The sequence below is a fragment of the Telluria sp. ZB4P34 genome, assembly GCF_059686055.1.
This window is the reverse complement of sequence record NZ_JCASIF010000009.1, coordinates 113700-130791: the sequence shown is the minus strand read 5'-3', so window position 1 is coordinate 130791 and position 17092 is coordinate 113700. Positions and strand designations below refer to the sequence as shown.

Annotated in this window: 17 protein-coding genes; 5 read left to right on the top strand and 12 right to left on the bottom strand. The window is 64.1% G+C overall.

Features of this window, described 5'->3' with window-relative positions:
* Nucleotides 1-42: 42 nt before the first annotated feature.
* Entirely contained in the window at nt 43-198 is a 156-nt protein-coding gene (locus AC56KL_RS15860) for a hypothetical protein (RefSeq protein ID WP_497181123.1), read from the bottom strand.
* A 42-nt stretch (nt 199-240) separates the two neighbouring features.
* Nucleotides 241-402, bottom strand: a complete 162-nt coding sequence (locus tag AC56KL_RS15855; RefSeq protein ID WP_497181122.1) for a hypothetical protein — start codon at nt 400-402, stop codon at nt 241-243.
* Nucleotides 403-421: 19 nt separating this feature from the next.
* On the opposite strand from AC56KL_RS15855, the gene AC56KL_RS15850 reads away from it, so the two are divergent.
* A protein-coding gene (locus tag AC56KL_RS15850; protein WP_497181121.1) for an IS3 family transposase occupies nt 422-1793 on the top strand; the annotation gives its coding sequence in 2 pieces (ribosomal slippage) (nt 422-894 and nt 893-1793; 1374 coding nt in all).
* 31 nt (nt 1794-1824) lie between these two features.
* On the opposite strand, the gene AC56KL_RS15845 is transcribed toward AC56KL_RS15850, so the two are convergent.
* Complete coding sequence (locus tag AC56KL_RS15845) at nt 1825-1962, bottom strand: hypothetical protein (RefSeq protein ID WP_497181120.1); 138 nt, start codon at nt 1960-1962, stop codon at nt 1825-1827.
* Nucleotides 1963-2078: 116 nt separating this feature from the next.
* A complete protein-coding gene (locus tag AC56KL_RS15840) occupies nt 2079-4643 on the bottom strand; it encodes an EAL domain-containing protein (RefSeq protein WP_497181119.1) in 2565 nt (854 codons plus the stop codon).
* Between the two features lie 279 nt (nt 4644-4922).
* Here AC56KL_RS15840 and AC56KL_RS15835 point away from each other — a divergent pair, with 279 nt between their 5' ends.
* Nucleotides 4923-5999 (top strand): M35 family metalloendopeptidase, encoded by a 1077-nt coding sequence (locus AC56KL_RS15835; protein ID WP_497181118.1) that lies wholly within the window; start codon nt 4923-4925, stop codon nt 5997-5999.
* A 238-nt stretch (nt 6000-6237) separates the two neighbouring features.
* Nucleotides 6238-7359 (top strand): M35 family metalloendopeptidase, encoded by a 1122-nt coding sequence (locus tag AC56KL_RS15830; protein ID WP_497181117.1) that lies wholly within the window; start codon nt 6238-6240, stop codon nt 7357-7359.
* Nucleotides 7360-7401: 42 nt separating this feature from the next.
* Here AC56KL_RS15830 and AC56KL_RS15825 read toward each other — a convergent pair whose 3' ends face one another.
* The 6 genes from AC56KL_RS15825 to flhF form a co-directional block, all read right to left on the bottom strand.
* Nucleotides 7402-7899 carry a hypothetical protein gene (locus tag AC56KL_RS15825; RefSeq protein ID WP_497181116.1) on the bottom strand — a complete coding sequence of 166 codons (498 nt, stop codon included), beginning with the start codon at nt 7897-7899 and terminating at the stop codon, nt 7402-7404.
* 46 nt (nt 7900-7945) lie between these two features.
* On the bottom strand, nt 7946-8698 hold the full coding sequence (motD, locus tag AC56KL_RS15820; RefSeq protein WP_497181115.1) for a flagellar motor protein MotD: 753 nt from the start codon (nt 8696-8698) through the stop codon (nt 7946-7948).
* Nucleotides 8699-8709: 11 nt separating this feature from the next.
* Nucleotides 8710-9453 carry a flagellar motor protein gene (locus tag AC56KL_RS15815; protein ID WP_497181114.1) on the bottom strand — a complete coding sequence of 248 codons (744 nt, stop codon included), beginning with the start codon at nt 9451-9453 and terminating at the stop codon, nt 8710-8712.
* The gene (locus AC56KL_RS15810; RefSeq protein WP_497181113.1) at nt 9435-10166 is read right to left on the bottom strand and encodes an RNA polymerase sigma factor FliA; all 732 of its coding nucleotides are present in this window, start codon (nt 10164-10166) and stop codon (nt 9435-9437) included. Before AC56KL_RS15810 ends, AC56KL_RS15815 begins: the two co-directional genes overlap by 19 nt.
* Before the next feature lie 160 nt (nt 10167-10326).
* Nucleotides 10327-11124 (bottom strand): MinD/ParA family ATP-binding protein, encoded by a 798-nt coding sequence (locus tag AC56KL_RS15805; protein WP_497181112.1) that lies wholly within the window; start codon nt 11122-11124, stop codon nt 10327-10329.
* Entirely contained in the window at nt 11117-12574 is a 1458-nt protein-coding gene (gene flhF, locus AC56KL_RS15800) for a flagellar biosynthesis GTPase FlhF (protein WP_497181111.1), read from the bottom strand. Before flhF ends, AC56KL_RS15805 begins: the two co-directional genes overlap by 8 nt.
* A gap of 244 nt (nt 12575-12818) precedes the next feature.
* On the opposite strand from flhF, the gene AC56KL_RS15795 reads away from it, so the two are divergent.
* On the top strand, nt 12819-13277 hold the full coding sequence (locus AC56KL_RS15795; RefSeq protein ID WP_497181110.1) for a DUF2778 domain-containing protein: 459 nt from the start codon (nt 12819-12821) through the stop codon (nt 13275-13277).
* The gene (locus tag AC56KL_RS15790) at nt 13274-13552 is read left to right on the top strand and encodes a hypothetical protein (RefSeq protein ID WP_497181109.1); all 279 of its coding nucleotides are present in this window, start codon (nt 13274-13276) and stop codon (nt 13550-13552) included. The genes AC56KL_RS15795 and AC56KL_RS15790 overlap by 4 nt, the downstream gene beginning before the upstream one ends.
* 73 nt (nt 13553-13625) lie before the next feature.
* On the opposite strand, the gene flhA is transcribed toward AC56KL_RS15790, so the two are convergent.
* Nucleotides 13626-15749 carry a flagellar biosynthesis protein FlhA gene (gene flhA, locus AC56KL_RS15785; protein WP_497181108.1) on the bottom strand — a complete coding sequence of 708 codons (2124 nt, stop codon included), beginning with the start codon at nt 15747-15749 and terminating at the stop codon, nt 13626-13628.
* The gene (gene flhB, locus AC56KL_RS15780) at nt 15749-16945 is read right to left on the bottom strand and encodes a flagellar biosynthesis protein FlhB (protein ID WP_497181107.1); all 1197 of its coding nucleotides are present in this window, start codon (nt 16943-16945) and stop codon (nt 15749-15751) included. Before flhB ends, flhA begins: the two co-directional genes overlap by 1 nt.
* Nucleotides 16946-17092: the final 147 nt, after the last annotated feature.

Sequence of the window (17092 nt, the reverse complement as noted above, 5' to 3'; positions counted from 1 at the left end):
GGGACCAGGCTGGCACCGGCTCAAGGTACTGCCATTTTCAACTCATCGAAGAAACGCGCTTATGTCGGTCCTGCGCAGCAGCGCCACGTTGGCGCGCTGCTCCTTCGTGAACGAGGCCAGCATGTCGGCGGCCTGCTTCTTGTACATGGTCGGCTCCAGCCCGACGAACATCCGGGCGTGCAGCATGGCGTGCAGCATGGCGTAGGTGCCGAATGCAAACTCGCGGGTGCTCAGACCGTGCTAGTCAAGGATCGCCTTGGCGCGCGGCTTCTTGTCGAGCACGCGCGTAAATGCCTCGGCCGACAGGTTCCTGCTCTTGCCCTCGTCCTGTTCCTGTTCCTCTTCCTCGTCGTCCCCGAGTTTCTTGATGTCCGGGTGAACTGACCCCCAAAAGTTGGACACAACTTTTGGGGGTTTTTCTATGGCGAAGTACGACGAGCAGTTCAAGCTCGCGGTTGTTCAAGAGTATCTGTCGGACGAATCAGCTGGCTATCATGCAATGGCGAAGCGGCACGGGCTTTCGAGCCATGCCATGCTGGAGAGATGGGTCATGGCCTATCGCCTGCATGGGAGCGCAGGGCTTAGCAAGAAGTCCAGTACCTACAGCGCCGAGTTCAAACTGTCGGTACTGCGGCACATGTGGGAAAATCAAGCTTCAAGGATTCAGACTGCCGCCAGGTTCGACATTCGTCACCACGCAATGGTTGGCATCTGGGAGCGCGCATACCGGGATGGAGGCCTTGAGGCATTGATCCCACGCCCACGTGGACGACCCAAAACAGTGACAACGCCTGAACCCGCATCAGCACCAGATAGTGCGCAGGACGATGACAAACTCAGTCGCGAGCAATTGCTGGCCGAGGTGAAGCAGTTGCGCATGAGCTCGCTTACACAAAAAAATTGCAAGCCTTAGTTCAAGCCCGGCAGAAGCAAGTGCCGCAGAAAAGGCGCAAGTAGTGCATGAACCAAGGCAGCTGTTTCCATTGGCTTGCCTACTCAAACTGGCCAACCTGGCGCGCAGCACTTTCTATTATCAGCAAAAAATTCTTCAGGGCGCCGACAAGTACGAGCAGCTCAAGGAGCAGATTCGTACGCTCTTCAATCGCCACAAGGGACGCTATGGCTACCGGCGCATCGCGGCCGGGCTACGCCAGTCGGGGCAGCAGGTCAATCACAAGACGGTCCAACGGTTGATGGGCATGCTGGGCTTGAAATCGCTGGTGCGACCGAAGAAGTATCGTTCATTCAAGGGCGAGGTAGGCCAAGCCGCGCCCAATGAGCTGCGGCGCCGATTCAAGGCAGCAGCCCCTCATCAGAAGTGGGTAACCGATGTGACCGAATTTCACGTGGCCGGAGAAAAGCTGTATCTCTCGCCAATGCTGGACCTGTACAACGGCGAGATCGTCGCTTTCGAAACCAGCAAACGTCCCGCATTCGCACTTGTAGACTCGATGCTCAAGAAAGCACTGGCCAAGCTCGGACCAAGTGACAGGCCATTAGTGCACTCCGACCAGGGCTGGCAATACAGGATGCCCGCCTACCAACGTCAGTTGCGTGAACGCCAGCTTGTGCAGAGCATGTCGCGAAAGGGTAACTGTTTCGACAACGCAGCCATGGAGAGTTTCTTCGCAGTCCTCAAGTCGGAGTTCTTCTACGTGAACCAGTTTTCCACCGTCGATGAGTTGCGCGATGGCTTGACTGACTACATTCGCTATTACAATCACGACCGCATCAAGCTCAAACTAAAAGGCCTGAGTCCCGTTCAGTATAGGACTCAGGCCTTGGCCGCTTAGCAAACTAACCGTCCAATTTTATGGGGTCAGTTCACGGGGCGGCGGATTTCGTTTTCGCCAGCAGTGCGGGCGTGAGCAGGAAACGCTCTTCCGGATCGGCCGCCCTGGCGTGGCTGGCGCACAGCAGCAGTACGACGAAGGCGGCGGCAAACAGCGTGGTCAATCTCATTGGTATACCCTTTAATATTGCGATTAAGCAATAATTGTAGGGCTTGTCCGTTTCCCGAACGCTCCCCCACCGGTGGTGTATTCCGCCGTGCTGCCCGCTTCCCGAGGGGGACGGGATCAGTTGCGCAGCAGCGCCTCGATCGCCTGCGCCTCGATCGGCCGGCTGAAGCAGTAACCCTGCATCTGGTCGCAGCCGCGCTCCTGCAGGAAGGCCAGCTGCTCGGTGGTCTCGACGCCCTCGGCGATCACGTTCAGCTTCATCGAGTGGGCCAGCGCGATGACCGCGTTGACGATGGCGGCGTCGTCGGCGTCCTGGGTCAGGTCCATGACGAAGGAGCGGTCGATCTTCAGGCTGTGGATCGGGAAGCGCTTCAGGCTGGCCAGGCTGGAGTAGCCAGTGCCGAAGTCGTCGATCGCCAGCTGCACGCCCATAGTGGCCAGCCGGCCCATGGTCTCGGTGGCCGCCGCCGGGTTCTCCATCAGCACGCTTTCCGTGATTTCCAGGGTCAGGCAGCCCGGATCGCAGCCGGTTTCCTCCAGCAGCGCGGCCACGCGCTGGGCCACGTCCTGGCCCAGGAACTGGCGCGCCGACAGGTTCACGCTGACGCGCACCGGGGCCAGGCCGGCGTCGCGCCACGCGACCTGCTGGCGCATGGCGGTGGCCAGCACCCAGTCGCCGATCGGCACGATCAGGCCGGTTTCCTCGGCCAGCGGAATGAATTCCGCGGGCGACACCATCGGGCGCCCGGCCGGCTGCCAGCGCAGCAGGGCTTCGACCCCGGTGACCTGGCCGCTGCCGATGTCCACCACCGGCTGGTAGTGCAGCAGGAACTCTTCGCGCTGCAGGGCGCGCTGCAGCGCGCCTTCCATGCGCAGGTGCAGCGAGGCCTGCTCGCCCATCTCGGCCGTGTAGAAGGAATAATGGTTGCCGCCCTGCCCCTTGGAGCCGTACATGGCGCTGTCGGCGCACTTGAGCAGGGTGGCGCTGTCCTCGCCGTCGCGCGGATACATGGCGATGCCAATGCTACCGGACGGGAACACCTCCTGGCCGCACAGGGCCAGCGGCTGGAACAGGTTGTCGAGCAGCTTGCGCGCGACCTTGGCCGCATCTTCCTGCCCGGCCAGGTCGGGCAGCACCACGACGAATTCGTCGCCCCCCTGGCGCGCCACGGTGTCGCTCTCGCGCAGGCTGTTCGACAGGCGGCGCGCGATCTCGACGATCAGGGTGTCGCCGGCGTCGTGGCCGAGGCTGTCGTTGACGTGCTTGAAGCGGTCCAGGTCGATGAACATCACCGCCACCTGGCGCCTGGTGCGGTGGGCCTGCATGATGGCCTGGCCGAGGCGGTCCTGCATCAGGACCCGGTTCGGCAGGCCGGTCAGGGCGTCGTGGTTGGCCATGCGCAGCAGCGCTTCCTCAGCCTGCTTCTGGCGCTGGATGTCGCGGACCACGCAGATGAAGCGCTGGTTGCCGTTGGCGTCGCGCATCGCCGACACGTTGACGCTGACCCAGACCTGGGCGCCGTCGCGCCGCAGCAGGCGCATTTCGCGCTGGTAGTCGCCGATCTCGCCGCTCTTCAGCCGCGCCAGCAGGGTTTCTTCCTCGGCCAGGTCGGACTCGCAGATGAACTGCTGGAAGAAGCGCTGCAGCAGCTCGATCTCGGAATAGCCGAGGATGTGCGACATCTTGCTGTTGGTGCGCAGCACGCGGCCGTCGGCGCCCAGCAGCGCGATGCCGACCGCGGCCTGGTTGAAGGTCAGGCGGAAGAACTCCTCGCTTTCCTGCAGGCGCATGCGCGCCCGGCGGCGGAAAGTGATGTCCTGCCCGATCAGGAGCAGCATGTAGCTGCCGTCCTTGCGGGCGCGGCGGATGTTGAAGTCGACGTAGCGCACGCCGTCGGCGCGGTCGTCGAGCGTGACCAGCACGTTGTCGTGCGGGGCGCCGGAGGCCAGCGCCTCGGCGGCGCGGTTCGCCAGTTCCTCGCAGGGGATCAGCTCTTCCAGCGCAATGCGCTGCTCGAGCAGCAGGCCGTCCGGCACGCCCAGCAGGTCGGCCATCATGCGGTTCATCGAATGGGCGCGCAGCTCCGCGTCGACCACGACCAGGCCGGCCGGCATGCCGTCGATGACCTGTTCCAGGTAGTTCTGGTTCTGCAGGCTGCTGCGCTGGCCGGCGTGCGCATAGGTGTCGAGGGCCAGGCCCATGTCGAAGCAGACGATCTTGAGCACGGCGTCGACGGCCGCATGGAAGCGGTCCGGCTGCCCCTCCAGGCGGCGCCACAACATGCCGATCATCTCGGACAGGTACTTGCGGTAGGCGCCGATGTACCACTTCGGGTCGAGCCCGATGCGCTGGTGGGTGGCGCCCACGCGCAGGCGCTCGCGGATGTACTCCTCGTCGTAGTCGCCGGCCGTCAGGCTGCTGAAATACGTGGCCTGCACCTGGCGCAGGCGCGCCTCGACGCCGTCGCCCAGCAGCGCGCGCAGGTGGGGAAAGGACAGCAGGTGCGCATAGAAGCGGTCCGAGAAGGCGTCGCGGTGGCAGTCGAGCAGTTCGTGCACGTCGCGCAGCGCGGCGACGTCGGCCTCGCCCAGCTCCAGGAAGCCCTTGCGCGCATCCACCTCGTCGCGGTCGAGCCCGATCTCGCGGGCCAGATCGTCGACGAAATCGTGGAAACCGTTCATGGCAGGTCTCCCGCGCGCCCTGGGCGGGATCGGTGCTGGGTAATCATGGAGAAACCTGCGGAAGAAGGAGAATATTTACACGAGGATAAACGAATTGCATGATAGCAATGCTCAGCGGATGAATCGAGCAAATGTTGATGCCGAATGAATGATTGTTGTTAATTAGCCATATCATTTGTGTGGTTCAGTTGCCCTAAGTAAATAAATTTCTGCCCCCGCGCAATGTGAGGGGTCGGTATCGGTGCACAGTAGGCCGATCACCATTCCGAGGAGCCTGCCATGCACCGTCGCCCATCCGCCTCCCTGCCCTGTTCGATCCTGCTGGCCCTGTCTGCGCTACCAGCCCTGCCCGCCGTGGCGCAGGAAGTCAGCGTGGCGATCGCACCCGTGCGCGAGAAGTTCGCGCGCAGCGACGACGTGCTGGTGCGGGTGACCCTGCAGAACACGGGGAGGACGCCGCAGCGTCTGCTCAAGTGGCACACCCCGGTGGACGGGGTGCAGGCCCCGCTGTTCGAGGTGCTGCGCGAAGGCCAGCCGGTACGCTACCTCGGCATGAAGGTGAAGCGCCCGGCCCCGGGCCCGGACGATTACCTGCGGCTGGAAGCGGGCGCATCGGTCAGCAGCACGGTCGAGCTGTCGGCCCTGTATGACATGAGCGTGACCGGCCCCTACCAGCTGCGCTACCGCACCGCCTCGGGCGGCCTGTTCGCGGCGGCCGGGAGCGGTACGGGGGTGCGCCAGCTGCCCGGCGCACTGGCCTCGAACCTGGTCGGCATCTGGATCGACGGCCGCCTGCCGCGCGGGGCCCGGCCGCCTGCGAGACAGGCGGCCGGCGGCGGACTGGAATTCAGCAAGTGCTCGAACGCCCAGCAGGAACAGCTGGCGGCGGCAGTGGACGCGGGCCGGTCGATGACGGTCGACGCCCAGAACTACCTGGCGGCCGGCGCCGGCGGCCCCGGGTACGGCGCCCGCTATGGCACCTGGTTCGGCGTCCAGGATGCCGGTCGCGCCGCGACCGTGAGCGCCAGCTTCGCTGCCATCCGCGATGCATTCGACACCAAGCCCCTGAAAATCGACTGCGGCTGCAACGAGGACTATTTCGCCTATGTGTACCCGGCCCAGCCGTATGCGATCTATGTCTGCAAGGCCTTCTGGGCCGCCCCGCTCACGGGCACCGACTCGCGCGGCGGCACGCTGGTGCACGAGCTGAGCCACTTCGACATTGTCGCCGCCACCGACGACCATGTGTACGGCCAGCAGGGCGCGGCCGAGCTGGCCCGCACCGACCCGGCGCGGGCGGTACGCAACGCCGACTCGCACGAGTATTTCGGGGAGAATTCGCCGCCCCTGCAGTGATACTGCTGCGCCCTGCGGGATCGCAGGGTTGCCTAGCACTTGCGCACGGAAATTTCCAGCGCACGATTGTTGATTTTTGCATTTTGTTGACACTTCGCAAAAATTGTCACGTCCACGCTGATTGCACTTTACACATACACATCTTTCCGTAAATATGAAATTGAGTTAACTCAATGTCATCTGGGTAATTCAATAAGGCTATCAAGCCATATAACTATTTTTCATACGGAGAATGAACATGAGCTCGAAAGGCATCTGGAAGTCGGCTTTGGGAATCGCTGTGCTCGCGGCAGCATGCAATGCGGCGGCGGCGCCGAAAGGCGTGGCGGTCACCGTTGTCCCTGAGAAGCACGCGCTGGGCCAGGACGACGACGTGGTGGTACGCGTCACCATCACCAACAATTCGAACGCGCCCCAATACATCCTGAAGTCGCGCACGCCCTTCAACGGCATGGAAGAAGCGCTGTTCGACGTCAAGCGCGACGGCGAGCCGGTGCCCTACCTCGGCGCCCACATCAAGCGCGCCGCCCCGACCGCGGCCGACTACTTCCTGCTCAAGCCGGGCGCTTCGCACAGCGTGAAGGTCGAGCTCTCGGCCCTGTACGACATGAGCGTGAGCGGCGACTACCAGATCAGCTACAGGCAGGTGTCGCCGCAGCTGTTCCTGGCCACGCCGGCGGCGGCCGGCCGCAGCGGCGCAGCCGCGGCCTTCGACGCCGACAGCGAGCTCGCCAGCCTGGTGTCGGCGCCGGCCTCGGTGTGGATCGACGGCCGCGTGGCGCGCGGCCAGAAGTCGCAGACCATGCTCGACATCGAGGCGATGAAGCAGGCCGCGGCGGGCCCGTCTGCCGCCAGCCTGAGCTTCAGCAAGTGCACCACCACGCAGCAGGGCACGATCGTCCAGGCCATGTCGGCCGGTTCCAGCATGGCCAGCAACAGCGACGCCTACATGCAGAACGGGACGATCGGCGCCCGCTACACCAGGTGGTTCGGCGCCAACGACGCCGGCCGCGTGGCGGCCGTGAAGGCGAACTTCGCCGCCATCAAGGATGCCTTCGCCAACAAGCCGGTCACGGTCGACTGCGGCTGCAAGAAGACCTATTACGCCTACGTCTACCCGACCCAGCCGTACAAGATCTACGTCTGCAAGGCCTTCTGGAGCGCGCCGATGACCGGCACCGACTCGAAAGGCGGCACCCTGGTGCACGAGATGAGCCACTTCAACGTGGTGGCGGGCACCGACGACCACGTGTACGGCCAGTCGGGCGCGGCCAACCTGGCCATCAGCAACCCGGCGCTGGCAGTGCAGAACGCCGACTCGCACGAGTACTTCGCCGAGAATACCCCGGCGCTGAACTGAATCGATCCCTGGGTGAGCGGGCCGGCATTCCGGCCCGCTTTTTCATTGGCTGAAGCTGAACCTCACCGGCTCCGCCGGGCTCTGCCTGACGGCGTCGAGCTGGCCTGCGTCGGTCAGGTAGGGACCGTCGTAACGGATTTCGTAGCGATGCCTGCCCTTCCTGAAGGCATAGGCCTGTGTGATGTCGATGGTGTTCAGGTGCATGGTTTTCGGCGCCACCGCATGGTAGTCGGCGGCCGTGAGCGCACCACGCTTGACCATCATGCCGGTGTAGTCGAGCGGTTTTCCCGCTTTTCCGCTTTCTACCTCACGCAGGTCGAAGCGCCGGCCGGTGAGTTCGTCGCCGACAGCGACTTCGCGCGGCACGTAGATGGTCGTGTCGCCATTGTTCTGGACGATCAACTGCACCCGCAGCCTGCCTTCCCTGGTCTCGACTTCCAGCAGGTGGCGCACCTGCGGGTCCTTCTCGACCGCGCCCACGGTGCTCACCAGGCCTCCGAGAACAAAGGACAGCAGTGGCAGGATTCGTTTGGCATGCATGGAAGCTCCTGAAATTTTATTTCACCAAAAGCAGAAAAATGACATTTTATTGCATGGCAGCGGGAAGCGGCTCCGGCGCCGAAGCAAGGATCATCACGGCCACGCGCCGGTTGCGGGCCTGGTTCTGCGGCGTGTCGTTCGGCGCCACCGGGCGCGTTGCGCCGTATCCGATCGCCGACAGGCGCGCATCCTGTATGCCGTTCTCGATGAACAGGCGCACCACGCTGGCCGCGCGCACCCCCGACAGTTCCCAGTTCGACGCGAACTTCTCGTTGGTGATCGGCAGCTTGTCCGTATGGCCTTCGACCTCGATGCGTTGCGGCGCGTTCCTGAGCAGCCCGGCCACCGCGCCCAGCACATCGCGCGCATCGCGCTGCAGCACGGCCTCGCCCTGCTCGAACAGCACGCTGGCATTGAGCTCGATGGCGATGCCGCGCGCGTTCTGCGTCACCCGCACCTGCCCCGATTTCACCAGCGGCATCAGGGTGGCGGTGAGGTCCTTCGCCAGCACGTCCATGCGCTGGCGCTCGCGCCGCGCCGCCTCCTGGCGCTTGCGGTTGACGATGTGCGACAGCGGCAGCACCGGCTCGACGCTGGTGTGCGCCTGCGGTGCGATGCTGCGCCCGCCGAAGGCGTCGCCCAGCGCTTCGGACAGCACCGCGTACTTGCCTTCGTTGACGATCGAGATCGCGTACATCACCACGAAGAAGGCGAACAGCAGCGTGATGAAGTCCGCGTAGGAGATCAGCCAGCGTTCATGGTTTTCCTGAGCGCCGTCGTCGTAGCGTTTGCGCGCCATTCCAGGCCTTCCTAGTGGCGTGCGAGCAGGCTCGCCACCCGTTCGTCGACCACGCGGGTGTGGTCGCCGGTGGCGAGGTCGTGGAAGACTTCGGCGAGGATCTCGTACTGGGCCACCTTGTCGCTGACGATGGCCTTGAGTTTATTCCCGACCGGGTAAAAGAACAGGTTGGCCAGCCCCACGCCGTACACGGTGGAGACAAAGGCGACCGCGATGCCGGAACCGAGGCGCGATGGGTCGGACAGGTTTTCCATCACGTGGATCAGGCCCAGCACGGCGCCCAGGATGCCGATGGTCGGCGCATAGCCGGCCGCCGACTCCCAGATGCGGGCCGCCTGGCGCTGCGAGAATTCATAGGCCGTGATCTCGCTTTCGAGCAGGCTGCGCAGCTTGTCGGGCTGGATACCGTCCACTACCAGGCGCAGGCCTTTCTGGATGAACCTGTCGGGCGTGCCCAGGTACTGCTCGAGCGAGAGCAGGCCATCGCGGCGCGCCGTGAGGCTCCACAATGCAATCTCGCGCGACAGCAGCTCGCGCCCGGACTTCGGCGGGAAGAACACCCAGCGCAGCATGCGCAGGCCCAGCACGAAGCTGCGCCGCTCGCTCTGCAGCAGGGTAGCCCCGAAGGTGCCGATCACCACGATGGCAAAGGCGGACGGATGGATCAGCGACGCGAACTTGCCGCCGTCCAGGGTATGGCCGATGAAGATGCCCGCGATCGCGAGCACCAGGCCGGCTACGCTGGCCCAGTCCACAATTGCTCCCGCAGCGCCGCGCGCAGGCGCGACACTGCCTGGGTGTGCAGCTGCGACACCCGCGATTCGCTCACGCCCATGACGGCACCGATTTCCTTCAGGTTGAGTTCTTCCTCGTAGTAGAGGCCCATCAGCATCTTTTCGCGCGGCGGCAGCTCGTCGATGGCGTCGATGACGGCCTGGCGAAAGCCCGTATCGAGCAGACTGCGCAGCGGATCGCTGTCGTCCACCGCATAGCGGTCGAGGAAGCCGTCGCTCCCTTCTTCATTGTCGTGGAAGTCTTCGTAGTACAGCAGCTGGTGGCCGCCGCCGTCGCCCAACATGTCCTGGTATTCGGCAAGCGACATCTTGAGCGACTTGGCGATTTCGGATTCGCTGGCCGGGCGGCCCAGACGCTGCTGCAGCGCCTCCATCGCGGCCTCGACCTTGCGCATGTTCTGGCGCGTGCTGCGCGGCATCCAGTCGCTGCTGCGCAGCTCGTCCAGCATGGCGCCGCGGATGCGCAGCACCGCATAGGTCTCGAACTGGGCGCCGTGGTTGTCCTCGTAGCGGTTGATCGCGTCCAGCAGGCCGATCATGCCGGCCTGCACCAGGTCATCGACTTCCACCGAAGGCGGCAACTTGGCCTTCATGTGGTGGGCAAGACGCTTCACCAACGGCATGTGCTCCGTCAGCAAATGGTTCTTGTCCGCTTTCCCTTTGACCGTGTACATGCGTTGTGCTTTTCTTTTCCGCTATCTCTTTTATCGTAGGGTGGTCGGCTCCGTCGACCGCGCGTTCAACTGACAGACGCGTTACCACAACGCTGGCACTGGTCGGACGCGCGGTCGGCGGTCATTCAGTCCAGTGGACTGAATGACGACCACCCTCCGATCATCCCCTGCCCAGCCCGGGCATCGCGTGCAGCGCGAACTTGCCCGCCAGGCGCCGGAACGCGACCGAGGCCCCCGCCAGCGGAAACGCATCGACCACCGCGCGGCCCAGGCGCGCGGCCCGGTGCAGGTACTCGTCGGCCGGCACCGACCCCATCGAACCCAGGCTCACCGCCAGGTAACGTGTTGCCGCAGTAGACATATTATCGTATACGAGGCGTGCCTCGGCCTCCGTCGCGCCGGTCACCAGGATGCCGAAAGGACGGCGGCCCAGCTGCTGCGCGAGGCGCTTGACCAGCGCATAGGCGTTGGTGATCGAGGCCGCGCTCGTGCCGACCTGCACCACGATTTCGGAACTGGCCATCAGGGGCAGCGGGAACTCGCCGTCGGGGCCGAGTTCGCCGTCGACGATCACGATGCCGGCCTGCTTGACCAGCACGTCGAAGGTCTTGGCGAGGCGCCTTGCATCTTCGGCGCCCTGCGGCGTGCCGAGCGACACCACCGAAAAGCCCTGCGGCACCGCGTGCAGCACCTGGTTCAGGCCGCACTCCTGGCGCGCCACGCTCGCCAGGGTGGCGGCGCGGTTCAGGCCGAGGCGGCGCGCGACGCCGTACTCGCGCTCGCATGCATCGACGATCAGGACTTCGTTGCCGAGCTGGGCCAGCGAGGCGCCGAGGTTGACCAGCATCGCGCCCTTGTCGTCTTCAGGCGTGGCGGACAGAAACGTGACGATGCGCGGGCGCGGGCCCTGCAGCATCCGGCGCAGGCCTTCTGCCTGGTCGAAGTCGAAACTAGCCAAGTTGCACCTCGCGCAGGCTGCGGTCACCATGCTGTCCACCTGCAGCAGCCATCATCATGGGCAGGTCGGCGTCGCTGAACTGGCTCGATGCGTTGCGGTTGTTGCGGAAGGCGCGGTCGATCAGCATGGCGCGGTCGGCCAGGTGCAGGTCTTCCGGCACGCGCTGGCCGTTCGAGATGTAGTGCAGGTTCAGCTTCTGCCGGATCACCACGTCGAGCACGTTGCCGATCGAGGCGGCTTCGTCGAGCTTGGTCATGATGCAGCCGGCCAGGCCGGTGCCTTGATAAGCGCGCACCACTTCGTTCAGGGTTTCGCCCGTCGCGGTGGCGTTCAGGCACAGCAGGCGTTTCACGTCGGCGCCCGATTCGCCCAGCATGGCCACCTGCTCCGTCACCATCTGGTCGCGCTGCGACATGCCGATGGTGTCGATCAGCACGGTGTGCTTGTTCTTGAGTTCCTTCAGTGCGATGCGCAGGTCGGCTTCGTCCTTCACCGAGTGCACCATCACGCCGAGGATCTTGCCGTAGATGCGCAGCTGCTCGTGGCCGCCGATACGGTAGGCGTCGGTGGTGATCAGGGCCAGCTTGTCCGGGCCGTGGCGCATCACGCAGCGCGCGGCCAGCTTGGCGGTGGTGGTGGTCTTGCCGACGCCGGTCGGGCCGACCAGGGCGAACACGCCGCCGCGGTTCAGGAGATCGTCTTCGTTGGCAATCGTCGTCAGGTTGCGCGCCAGGACGGTCTTGATCCAGCGCAGCGCTTCGCCCGCATCCTTCGTCGCCGGCATCTTGTCGATCAGGTAGCGCGCCAGGGTCGCGGAGAAGCCGGCGGCCAGCATCTCGCGCAGCACGGCGGGCTTCTGCGGCTCGCGCTGGGCGGTCGTGTTCCAGGACAGCTCGGCCAACTGGGTTTCCATCAGGCCGCGCATGGCGCGGATCTCGCTCATCATGCCGCTCATTTCGAGCGCGGCCGATTCCTTGGCCTGGGCGATGGCGGCGCTCATCATCTGGGTCATGGCGGCCATGTCGATGCCCGCCTCCTGGCCCGGGGCGCGGCGGTTGGCATAGGTCGGCGGGATTTCTGCTTCGAGGGCTGCGGGCGCGGCTGCGCGGCGCTCCACATAGGGCTGGCCGGCGAAGGGCTCGATCGCCGCTTGCGGCCCAGCGGCGCGTGCAGCAGGCTGGCGCGCTTCAGCGGCTGCAGCGAAGGTGGCGGCGCGGCTGAACACCGGCTCGGGGTCGAAGTCCCTGTCGAAGGCCTGGAAAGGCGGCACTGGCGGCTCCTCGATGGCCGGTGCGGCCAGCGCGGCGACATCGTCGTTGTCCAGCGCCAGGATCTCGACCACGCCGTCCACCGGGCGGTTGGAGAGGATGACCGCGTCCGGGCCGAGCGCCTCGCGCACCTTGCGCAAGGCGTCACGGGATGTAGCCGCAGTAAATTTCTTCACGTTCATCTTTTTTCTCCGCACTTCAACTGTCTGTTCTGTGTCTGATTGACGGGCGCAACTGCCCTTCCATAGCCAGCATTATTGGCGATGCCATCAGGAAACCATCGTTGGAATAGGACGGGGAAAGAGGCTTATTTCAGGAACGCGCGGCACGGAGTTTTTCCGTCATTGGCTCTTGTGGCAACGCAGGAACGTCTGCGAGCACCCGTCTAAGATCAGAACCTTGTGACACTGTGCCTGGAGGACGTCAATGCTAGAGTGCTCGTTTGAACTCAACGGTAAACCGATGAGCCTGCTAATGGTGAACAAGAAGCAGTTCCCTGCCTTCTCAGGATTAGGCAGCCACGCAAACCGACGGGAGTTCGCCTGCCATGCAAGCGTGGGACCAATTCCTCCCGGCGTTTACTATGTTCTTGACCGTCAGTCAGGAGGCTTGCTCGGTCCCTTGCGCGACCTTTTTAGTGACAAATCGGATTGGTTTGCTCTCTACGCAGCTGATGGAAAAATTGATGATCAAACCTTCTGCAACAAGGTAAAAAGAGGAAACTTTCGGCTTCATCCGAAAGGCAGCTTGGGGATTAGCCAAGGATGCATCACTATCGAAAAACGGAGCGACTTCGATGTGTTGCGCACTACTCTCAAGACGAGCAGCCAGATCCCAATTCCCGGCACATCGTTGAAAGCGTATGGGCGGGTGACAGTCAAGTGAAGACAGCCAGCGCACGCTTTTCCCTGTTTATCTGGGTTCTTGTCGCTACTGCGGCACTAGCGCACTTGTGGCTCGCGCGTCCGGACCTTGGGCCACAGATACCGTCCGCACTTTCGCTCTGGCTGATCGAGCTATACGGCTCAACCAATGGCGAAGAGTTACGGGATTTGGAAACGGTGATTGCCCTTGCCGGCGCATTCACTGTCGTGCTCCTTGTTACCTTTTCAGGTTTGCTGATCTGGCGGCGGCTTGGAAACAGGCTGACCCAGGGTTAGCATCTGAATGATTTGCCGATGGGCGAGCGCTACCGGACTCGTCAAGCTGAAGTGCCCTTTGCTTCGTCCCCTCTTACATCGGCACGCCCACCAGGCTGGTCACCCGAATAGTCTTGGTCTCGGGTATCTCGTTATGCGACAGCACCTTCAGCTGCGGCACCGCGCGCCGCAGGAAGCGCGACAGCAGCACGCGCAGCGGGGCCGGCACCAGCAGCACTGCGTTGTGGCCCATCTGCTCCTGCTGGGCGGCCGCGTTAGCTGCTTGCTGGGCGATGGTGTCGGCCAGGCCCGGCTCGATGCCGGTGCCGTCGCCGCCTGCCCCCATCGCCTGCATCAGCAAACGCTCGAGGCGGTTGTCGAGGGTCATCACCGACAGCTCGTTGGTGCCCGGGAACAGCTGCTGGACGATCGCCCGGCCCAGCGCCACCCGCACCATGGCGGTCAACTCGCCCGGATCCTGGGTTTGGCCGGCGAATTCCGACAGCGCTTCGATAATGGTGCGCATGTCGCGGATGTGCACGCCTTCCATCAGCAGGTTCTGCAGCACTTTCTGCAGCGTCGACAGCGACACGACCTTCGGCACCAGGTCTTCGACCAGTTTCGGCGCCGCCTTGCCTAGGTGATCGAGCAGGTCCTGCACTTCCAGGCGGCCCAGCAGTTCCGAGGCGTGGGTCGTGATCAGGTGGTTCAGGTGGGTCGCCACCACGGTGCCGGCGTCGACCACGGTGTAGCCCATGCTCTGCGCTTCGTCGCGCAGGCCGGCGTCGATCCAGGTGGCCGGCAGGCCGAAGGCCGGATCGGTGGTCGGCTGGCCGGGCAGCGTGCCGCTCGCCATGCCCGGGTTGATCGCCAGGAACTGGCCGTTCATCGCTTCGCCGGTGCCCACTTCCACGCCCTTGAGGGTGATGCGGTAGGCCGAGGGTTTCAGCTCCAGGTTGTCGCGGATGTGCACTGGCGGCGCCAGGAAGCCGACCTCCTGGGCGAACTTCTTGCGGATGCCCTTGATGCGCTTGAGCAGTTCGCCGCCCTGGGTCTTGTCCACCAGCGGAATCAGGCGGTAGCCTACTTCCAGGCCGAGGGTATCGACCGCCATCACGTCCTGCCAGGTCGCCTCTTCCGATTCGGCCGGGGCGGCCTGGCCGCCGGCGCCGGCGCCCGTCGCGGCGGCTTCCGCGGCGGCTGCCGCTTCCTTGGCCGGCTGCTCGCGCTTGCGCTTGGCAATCATGTAGCCGCCGCCGCACAGCGCGCCGCCCAGCAGCAGGAACACCAGGTTCGGCATGCCCGGAATCAGGCCCAGCGCGAAGATGATGCCGCCGGTGATGTACAGGGCTTCCGGACGGGCGAACAGCTGGTTCGTCACCTGGCTGCTGATGTCGTCCTCGTTGGCCACGCGCGACACCACCATACCGGCAGCGATCGAGATGATCAGCGAAGGGATCTGCGCCACCAGGCCGTCACCGATGGCCAGCAGCGTGTACACCTCGGCAGCCTGGCCGAAACTCAGGTCGTGCTGGACCACACCGATGATCAGGCCGCCGATGACGTTGATCAGGGTGATCATGATGCCGGCGACAGCGTCGCCCTTGACGTACTTGGACGCACCGTCCATCGCACCGTAGAACTCGGCTTCCTGAGCCACTTCGTTGCGGCGCTTGCGCGCATCCGCTTCGCCGATCAGGCCGGCGTTCAGGTCGGCGTCGATCGCCATCTGCTTGCCCGGCATCGCGTCCAGAGCGAAGCGTGCGCCGACTTCGGCGATACGGCCGGCGCCCTTGGTCACCACCGAGAAGTTGATGATGGTGAGGATGATGAAGACCACGATACCGACGGTGAAATTGCCGCCGATGAGGAAGTGGCCGAAAGCTTCGACCACCTTGCCGGCCGCTCCGGCGCCGGTGTGGCCTTCGGTCAGGACGATACGGGTGGAGGCGACGTTGAGCGCCAGGCGCAGCATGGTCGACACCAGCAGGATAGCCGGGAAAGCCATGAAATCGAGCGGCTTGACCGTGTACAGCGCGGTCAAGAGCACGATGACCGACAGGGCGATGTTAAAGCTGAAAAAGACGTCCAGCACGAAGGCCGGCAGCGGCAGGATCATCATCGCCAGCAGGATGATGATGAAGAGCGGTGCGGCGAGCGCGCTGGCCCCGCGTGCGCCCAGGCCGTTCATCCATGCCGGCAGTTTGATGCTGTTCATTAGTGCAATGCTCCGTCGTTTCCGCTGCTATTCGTTGCTGTGCTACCCGGTCCCTTGTAGGCCGGATCGTTCGGGTCCATCTCGGCCGGCACCGTTAGCCTGGTCGGACGATCCGGATACTGGCCTTCGCCCTTGCGGTAGGCGCGCAGCTGGTAGACATAGGCCAGCACTTCCGCCACGGCCGAGAACAGCTTCTCGGGAATCTCTTCGTCGATGTCGGTGTGCTTGTAGAGCGCACGGGCCAGGGCCGGGGCTTCCAGCATGGTGACTTTGTGCTCGACGCCCAGTTCGCGGATCTTGGCAGCGACGTCGTCGACACCCTTGGCCACCACCCGCGGCGCGCCCTTCTGTCCGTCGCTGTACTTCAGCGCCACCGCATAGTGCGTCGGGTTGGTGACGATCACATCCGCATCAGGAACATTCTGCATCATGCGACCCCGTGCCATTTCGCGCTGCATCTGGCGAATCTTCCCCTTAATCTGCGGATTGCCGTCCGACTCCTTCGACTCCTGGATCATTTCCTGGCGCGTCATCTTCATCTTGTCGTGGTAGTGCCAGAGCTGCCAGGGGCCGTCGATGGCGGCGATCACGCCCAGGGCGCCGACGATGAACAGGAAAGCCTTGGCCACCATCTCGCCCACGTGGGCGCTGCCGGCATTGAGCGGCTCGAGCGCCAGGCCGAGCATCGCTTCCTTCTGCCCCATGATGACGACCCAGGCCACGGCGCCCACCACCAGGGTCTTGGCGATGGCCTTCAGCAGTTCGATCATGGCATTGGTGGAGAACATGTTGCCGATGCCCTTGATCGGGTCCAGCTTCATGAAGTTCGGCAGGAAAGCCTTCGAGGAGAAGTTCCAGCCGCCGATCAGGAGCGGCGAGGCCAGTGCGACCAGCATGATGAGGCCGGCCAGCGGCAGGCAGGCAATCAACACCGCGACCAGGTCGGCCGTGATGCGTTCGATCAGGATGTTCGGGTTGTAGACCTGGTCGCGGCTGAGGCTCAAGCCGGACTGCAGGGCCTGTTCCAGCTTGCCGATCAGCGGGCCGCCGGTCATCCACAGGCCGGCGCCGGCCGTCATCAGGACCGTGAAGGTGGCGAGCTCGCGCGATCGGGGAACGTCGCCTTCTTCCCGGGCTTTCTCGAGCCTTCGGGGTGACGCTGGTTCCGTCTTTTCTGCGTCGCTGTCGTCCGCCATCTTTCGTTCCCGTTGTTTTCTTCGTGACTAGTCCAAGTCAGCATTGTCGCTGATATTGCCGCATGGCTATATCAAAAATAGAGTGGGAAAGTGCCCCGTATTTGCAGCACTGGCTTGCATGGTGCTTGGCCGAGGAGCTCCTGTTCT

Coding starts and splice junctions, on each gene's coding strand:
- AC56KL_RS15860 (WP_497181123.1), bottom strand. CDS start 198: ATGCTGCACGCCATGCTGCACGCCCGGATGTTCGTCGGGCTGGAGCCG.
- AC56KL_RS15845 (WP_497181120.1), bottom strand. CDS start 1,962: ATGAGATTGACCACGCTGTTTGCCGCCGCCTTCGTCGTACTGCTGCTG.
- AC56KL_RS15840 (WP_497181119.1), bottom strand. CDS start 4,643: ATGAACGGTTTCCACGATTTCGTCGACGATCTGGCCCGCGAGATCGGG.
- AC56KL_RS15835 (WP_497181118.1), top strand. CDS start 4,923: ATGCACCGTCGCCCATCCGCCTCCCTGCCCTGTTCGATCCTGCTGGCC.
- AC56KL_RS15830 (WP_497181117.1), top strand. CDS start 6,238: ATGAGCTCGAAAGGCATCTGGAAGTCGGCTTTGGGAATCGCTGTGCTC.
- AC56KL_RS15825 (WP_497181116.1), bottom strand. CDS start 7,899: ATGCATGCCAAACGAATCCTGCCACTGCTGTCCTTTGTTCTCGGAGGC.
- motD (WP_497181115.1), bottom strand. CDS start 8,698: ATGGCGCGCAAACGCTACGACGACGGCGCTCAGGAAAACCATGAACGC.
- AC56KL_RS15810 (WP_497181113.1), bottom strand. CDS start 10,166: ATGTACACGGTCAAAGGGAAAGCGGACAAGAACCATTTGCTGACGGAG.
- flhF (WP_497181111.1), bottom strand. CDS start 12,574: ATGAACGTGAAGAAATTTACTGCGGCTACATCCCGTGACGCCTTGCGC.
- AC56KL_RS15795 (WP_497181110.1), top strand. CDS start 12,819: ATGCTAGAGTGCTCGTTTGAACTCAACGGTAAACCGATGAGCCTGCTA.
- flhA (WP_497181108.1), bottom strand. CDS start 15,749: ATGAACAGCATCAAACTGCCGGCATGGATGAACGGCCTGGGCGCACGC.
- flhB (WP_497181107.1), bottom strand. CDS start 16,945: ATGGCGGACGACAGCGACGCAGAAAAGACGGAACCAGCGTCACCCCGA.